The 6,438-nt window shown below is 68.5% G+C and carries 5 protein-coding genes; 3 read left to right on the top strand and 2 right to left on the bottom strand.

Annotated features, from left to right (window positions below):
* Nucleotides 1-697: 697 nt before the first annotated feature.
* Nucleotides 698-2,236, bottom strand: a complete 1,539-nt coding sequence (locus C8K30_RS05530) for a hypothetical protein (protein WP_233256975.1) — start codon at nt 2,234-2,236, stop codon at nt 698-700.
* Between the two features lie 39 nt (nt 2,237-2,275).
* Nucleotides 2,276-3,928, bottom strand: a complete 1,653-nt coding sequence (locus tag C8K30_RS05525) for a competence protein CoiA family protein (protein ID WP_158280944.1) — start codon at nt 3,926-3,928, stop codon at nt 2,276-2,278.
* A 225-nt stretch (nt 3,929-4,153) separates the two neighbouring features.
* On the opposite strand from C8K30_RS05525, the gene C8K30_RS05520 reads away from it, so the two are divergent.
* The 3 genes from C8K30_RS05520 to C8K30_RS05510 all read left to right on the top strand — a co-directional run bounded on the left by C8K30_RS05520 (nt 4,154) and on the right by C8K30_RS05510 (nt 6,363).
* Nucleotides 4,154-5,068 carry a hypothetical protein gene (locus C8K30_RS05520; RefSeq protein WP_108491809.1) on the top strand — a complete coding sequence of 305 codons (915 nt, stop codon included), beginning with the start codon at nt 4,154-4,156 and terminating at the stop codon, nt 5,066-5,068.
* Between the two features lie 158 nt (nt 5,069-5,226).
* The gene (locus tag C8K30_RS05515) at nt 5,227-5,685 is read left to right on the top strand and encodes a hypothetical protein (RefSeq protein ID WP_146197359.1); all 459 of its coding nucleotides are present in this window, start codon (nt 5,227-5,229) and stop codon (nt 5,683-5,685) included.
* A gap of 159 nt (nt 5,686-5,844) precedes the next feature.
* On the top strand, nt 5,845-6,363 hold the full coding sequence (locus C8K30_RS05510) for a hypothetical protein (RefSeq protein WP_146197358.1): 519 nt from the start codon (nt 5,845-5,847) through the stop codon (nt 6,361-6,363).
* Nucleotides 6,364-6,438 lie beyond the last annotated feature (75 nt).

The following is a 6,438-nucleotide window of genomic DNA, read 5'->3' as shown; positions in this document are numbered from 1 at the left end:
CAGGGGCTCGGGTCGAACGGGGCTCCTTCGTTGCGGTCGGCATGCCTCCGGGCCCCCGCGCCCCTTCAGGTGCAGATAAGGTTGAAGGTCAAGCGTCGTGCAACGGTCGACGTCGTCTGCGGTGCGGTGATCGGTACGCGGTCGGCCCCGCAGCAGGTGGTGGCGGGTCTCCCGGTCGACGGGCGGTTGCGCGTCGTCGGGCGCACCGGCCCGCTGTCGACGTCCGCTCGAAGGGCGCTGGCGCCGTGGCTCGTCCCGCCTGCAGGAGAGCATCCGTGGCCACAGCAGCTGCCGGCGTCGGCGCTGGGACGGTTCAGCGCCTCGCGCGGCGACCTCCACCTGACGTTGGTCGAGCCGCTCGTTGTCGAGGTGAGCGCTGACGTCGGGTGGGACGGGTCTGCGTTCCGGCACCTGCTGCGATTCTCTCGACCTCGACCCGATGCTGAAGTCGGGAGCGTCACCGCGCCTGACAGTACGACGTAGCGCCAGCCACGGTCGGTGAGCTGACTCTCGCCGCCCACAATCGCGCTGCGGCCTTGATCCAAGGTTCCCCGTCGCACACCAGCAACCGACTGGTGGCACCGGCATGTGGCACAACGAGCCCCGGGGAGGACCGTCCGGGCCAGTCACAGTCACGGGCCGGACTGTCGATCCCGGGCTCGTGGACGGCGATGGTGGCGTACGCCGGCGCTTCTATCTAGTCGGTCGGTGGCGGCACAGGTGCGGCGACGCCCGCGTGCTCGGTGGTAGACGGGTCGCTGTCGAGACGCACCCGCGGCGTCTCGCTGGACAACCCACCCTGACTGCTCTCCGACTGGTCGACTGTCTCGTCGCTGGGCAGCAGGGCGCCCGGGTTCGCGATGGGTCGGGGCATACCGTCGTCCCACAGGCTCAGTTCCGGACTGAAGCGACTCCGCGTCCAAGCACGGGCCGTATCGTCAAGTTTGGTGATTGCGTCGTCGATGTGCACCGTGTAGCGCACGAGCCACCGCAAGGGGCCGGCGCCGATCAATCCGAGGGTGGTCAGCAGGTAGAGCGGTATGTACGACCAGGCGCTCAGCACTACGACCCACGGGTTGATCCCGTATCCGGTGATGCTTTCGGCGGCCGAGTAGATGGCCGAGACCCAGAAAGCTCCGATGAGCAACCCGACGAACACGGTAAGTGTGAGGGAAGGCCGGTCTCCGGCGCGTAGGTACAACGCGGCCAGGCCAGCCAGGACCGCCGTACCCACGGCGCCCACCGCCGCCACTACCAGGCTCTTGCCGATTGATACAGGCCCGGCTGGGAACATGACCGCGAGGTAGCCGAGGGCATGCACGGCCAGGGCGATGACCAACGCTGTGGCTGCCTGGGCCTGACTGACCTCCCTGGCGAGGGCGCGTCGGACTGCGACGCTGCTGACGAGAGCAACCGTTACCAGCAGCTTGCTGCGAGCGGCGAACTTCGGGAAAGCGTCGAGCTTGCCGATTTCGAGGACCAGGATCGTCGCCAGGATCAGGCAGAACACGGTCTGCTGTGCCCATCCGTCCCGGCCGTCGAGCAGCGCGTCGATAGCCAGGACGAACGCCAGTGCCGCAGTCAAGTGGGCGATGCCCTTGCTGAACGAGAGCGCGCCGTCCAGGAGGGTGAGCCGGGCGTGGTCGTCCAGGCTTGGGACGGGTGCGGTCTCTGCTCGGCGCGCGATCTGTTCGCCGTGGGACGCGATCGTCACCAGTGAGATCGGCAGGGCGATCGCGATCGCGGTGATCACGCCGAGCGAGCCCCATACGTCGCTCACGGCAGTGAGCAGCTCCAGCCCATGTCTGATGGTCTCGATCAGCGTGCTGTCAGGTGGCGCGGACCCGGAGCGCAGGTACTCGGCTACCTCGGCTGCCGTGCCGACAAGCAGTGCCACGACGGGCACGAGGAGCAGACCAGTGCCGGCCAGGTTGAGGTACCGACGCCACGGCAGTCGCCGGCGGAGCTGCCGCCCCAGGCAGGTCGTGCACACCGTCACCACACCGCGCCGCTCGGTCTGGACCTGGCTGCCCGGATTACCGCAGATCTCGCAAGCCTCTGCGTTCGTCGGCGGTTTGAGCTCGTCGTGAAGCTCGTCGGCGCTGCTTGGTCTAGCCACAGGTCCTCCTGGTTCAGGCAAGTCGGTGGCATGGATGATCCCACCAGCATGAGTCCGCGAGCGCTGCCGGGGCCGGCGTTGGCGAGGAGGGATCTGGACTGCGCTCACGATGACCACTGACCAGGAGGCCAATTTCACACCAGATCTGTGCAAGCTTCAGCGCCTCCGTCGCAGGAGCCGATCCAGGAGGAAGCCCACCCCCCGCCGTTCGGTCCCGGCGACAGCATCGGTCGCAACTGGCCTCGCAAGACCCGTATCGAATGCGCTGTCCGGGGGAGGTGGCGGTGGTGGCTCCTGAAGCTCCGCCAACACCTCGACTGGCTGCAGCTCCGCCAGCGACGCTGGCTCCTCCTGGACCGGCGGGGGCGGCGGTGGAGGGGGCGGGGGCGGTGGAGCGGTCACTTGCACGGGCGCGAGAGCAGGGGCTGCCTCTACGGTCTTCCGAGTGCCGCCGCCAGGTCTGGGGCGACGCTTTCCCCTGCCGTTCATGCTCACCGGTGCGGTGGTCGGGTTGGGGTCGTCTCCGATCACGAGGATCAGCCCTGCCTCGCCCAAGACGCGCAGGTACTTCTCGAACGCCGGCCAATGCGCCTTGCTCAGACGACGTGATTTGCCGTCACCGTCCGTGCCGGTGGCCTCCAGGGCTCGTAAGGCCTTCCACCAGGAGACCCATTCGCCGTCCTTGGCTGTCGCGATGTGCTGGTAGACGCGAGTCTTCCAGTGCGCGCACGACTGGCCCAGAGCGTTCGCTATCGCCTCCTCTTCGGGGCTGGTCGCGGTCAGCAGGGTCAGGACATCGTCACGGTGCTCACCGATCAGCCACGCCTTCTCGGTCGACGCGTCCCAGGCGCTGGCGCGTTCGCGGTGCTGCTGCTCGGCAGCGGCGCGCCGGGCGGCTTCGTGACGGGCCGCGATCTCGGCGCGCCGACGTTCCTTCTCCCGGCGGGCTTGCTCTGCAAGTTCCAGCTCGCGCAGCGCGGCCAGCCGGCGCTCCTCGGCGATCCGTAGGCGTTTACCTGCTGGTGTGAGGATGCCGGAGCGGTCGTCGAGGTGGCACAGATCCAGCGGCGCGATCGACCACAGGCCGGTCTCCTTATCCTGCGCACGGAGCGGGTGGGGGTCCTTTTCTGAGCCGGACCAGGCGGTCAGGATCGTGCCGTCCTGTGGGTTGATCCACAGCAAGGTGTTCCCGTCGTCGGCGATCCTTCGGGCGAGCTCGTTCAGCTTGATGCGGCCGTCGTCGACGGTGAAGTGCTCGCCGGCGTGGCCCAGGAGCCACACGCGTGCCGCGTACTGTCGAGCGTGGTCTTCGTCGCGGGCCCGATACTGGGCGATCGTCATGCTCGCGTACTGCACCTCGACCGCGATCTGCTTCCCGCTCGGGGTGGTGATCGTGACGTCGGGCCGCCGGGTCCGGTCGCGCGAGGTCGCCTCGACCTGCACGCTCGCGCCTGCCTGCTCACCAGCCCAGCGGGCCACCAGCCGCTTGCCCATCTGGTGCAGGTGAGACTCCTCGCCGTGCGGGTTGGCGGTGCCAGGCTCATGTTGAAACCCCGGGCGCCGAGTCGTCCGAAAGTGGGCACGCAGCGGTGCGTGGCAGTTGTCGATCACGCACACCAGGTGGTCGTAGGTGTACTTCCGGAACGCCTTCTTGGCTTCCTCGTCGGTGAGATCGACCGGAAAACTCACCAGCTTGAAGCCATGGTCACTGTCGGCTGCGACCACCATCCGCTCGGTGCTCTGCTGGAACTGCTTCAGTACCGCCTGGCCCTGGTCCTGTGTCTCGTCTGGAGCCCGCCCCTCATCCATGAGCAGGAGTATCGCCCGAGCCACTGACACTCTCGTCGGCTGGCCCTCCCGGTGGCCATCAACCGTGCGGGCTCGCAGCGTGTCAGTGGTGGACCGCATCATGATCTCCGTGCACGTCTTGCGTTCCGCGACCTGTGGGCCACACCCCGGTGCACGACTGCTGGGCACGTGAGACACGCATCGCAGAGTCTGACCATCCGGCCATGCCATGGAGGTAGCCCGACGATGACCGACCTGAGACAGGCCGCCGATCCGGTCGCCGACGCCGTCGCCGCAGCACGGGCCGAGCAAACGACGCTCGCCGCCCTGGACGGGCGTCGGTGGTTCACCGCGCCGGGAGAGTGGATGGAGTACGCCACTGCCCGGATGGGACGCCGCGCGTCCTCAGCGCTCGTCGGTCGCGCAGGCTGGGACCAGGTGGCAGCCCGGGACATCGGCGGGGGCCTGGACCGGTATCAGGTCCTCCACGAGAGCCTGCGCAATCCCTTCCACCCCGGGATGCTCAGCGTGCTGGACGAGGTTGTCGCCTTCGTCCTGGAGCGCCGCGGTGTGCGCGACGCGTACGCGGACGTCGTCGAGACCCTGCCTCCGCTGGCCGAGCGCCTGAGCGCGGAGGGGATCGAGCGGTACATTCGGGCCGAGATCGCTCGCCGGCAAGCGATCGCGAGCGACCCGGTGCTCCTGGTGCACCACCAGGAGGCCGAGCTGGATACGTCCCAGGCCCACCGCGCGGGCGAGCAGTGGCTGACCGTGCAGCACCCGGCCTCCGGGCTCAGGGCACGGTTCATGTACCACCCGGACAAGCCCGAGGGGCGGGTCTACTCACGGGGGTATGGCATCGATTCGATCGACCCAACCCGGGTCGAAGACCCTGAGGACCGGGCACCCCGGTGGCGCGAGTACACGGGGCTCGGCATCGGCACTCGGATCTACCTGCGGGGCGCCCAGGAACTACCCGGTGTGCGGTGGGGTGCCACCTCCGTCAGCGCGTACGCCGAGCCGCTGCGCTCGAAGCTTCACAAGCTGGACCCCTGGCGCTGGCGAAGCCGTGCGTGCACCTGCTACGCCGTCTGGAGCGAGCTGACCGAGCGGTCCTCGGCCGAGGCCTCGCACCGACCCGTAACCAGCGAGGACGCTTGACGGCAGCGAAATGCGCGGCATGAGCTCCCGCTGCGCCCTGCTCAAGGAGCAGGCCGGGCACGCTACTGTCACCGCGGGCGCCGGGCCGACAGCGGTCCGGACCCAGGCCCCAACGGTCAGGTGCCACACGACGGGAGCAGCACGAGATGACACATCGGTTGACCGACCAGGAGTACGTCACGACCTCCAAACGCCCAGAAGAGGCCGGTAGGACCATCCGGGTCGTTCGGCAGAACCATGCCGCCACCACCCCGTCGTTCATCGTCCAAAACATCGCCTACCCGACCCGGCCGGACCTGGTCGGACGGGAGACGACTATGAGCGCCAAGACCCTCACCAGCAGCGCTTGGCGCAGCGTTGCAGCCCAACCGAGCCCACCCGGCGCGGCGACACCGACGCCCCTCGACGAGCTCCTGGGCGCGATCCAGACCCAGCATGACCAGGAGAACCCGGAGGAGCACACCGGCTGCCACACCCTGGTCCTCTTGGCCGGCATCCGCGCTGCCCTGACCGAATGCGACCGGGCGACGACCGGCGCTGTCGATCCCACTGCAGTACGGGAAGCGATCGCCGCCGGCATGCACGCGCACCAGGCCACCGAAGCGCCCGCGCACTAGGCCGCCTGCCCTGTTCGCACCCTCCGGGGCGGCTGCGCGAGCGCTCCATCGTCCCAGCCCCTACACCACGTGACGGCTGCGGTACGACAATGTCTGTTGTTGCGTCGGGTTCACTCTCTCGGCAGGCGTCGTTGAAGGTTGTCGGTCAGGCTGGTCGCCGTGACCATGACCAGCCCGACCTCGCCCCCGATCTCGCCGCTGACCGGCCAGGTCGAGATCCCGGACCACCTTGCGCTTGAGGTCGGCCGTGCCGTGATTGGCTACGCGCTCGACGCCGTCGCGCACTACCGGCGCCTCGATGAACTCCACGCCGAGCGCGCCGCGGCGTTAGAAGCCAAGGGCTACATCCTGGTCGACCACGACGGCGGCGGTCACGGCGAGTGCCCGGGCAAGGGGACCTGCCCGGTGGTGAACACCATCACCGACCATCGCACCGGTGCGGTCCTGGCCAGGCACCACGACGACTACGCCGGCTTCGTCGAGCTGCTCGAGGCCAACCAATGGGTCACCTACGACGCCGCTGTCGACTCCTACGACGACGGCCCGGTTCCCGACGACCTGCCCAGTGCCGAGGCGCTGCGAGCCCTGCCGTTCATCCAGGACACGGGAGAGTTCGTCATCATGACCGACACCGACGAGCAGATGACAGCCACCGAGAAGTGGTTCCACCAGGCCTGACTGCACCAGGGCGTGCAGGTCGGCGTGGTCCGGTGTCGACAGCATCACCATTGTGCGCCGCGGCTGATGGGGACT

The organism is Promicromonospora sp. AC04 (assembly GCF_003058225.1).
In the GTDB taxonomy this organism is placed as follows: Bacteria; Actinomycetota; Actinomycetes; order Actinomycetales; family Cellulomonadaceae; genus Promicromonospora.
The sequence above is the reverse complement of the archived record's forward strand: the minus strand, read 5'-3'. Positions and strand labels throughout refer to the sequence as shown.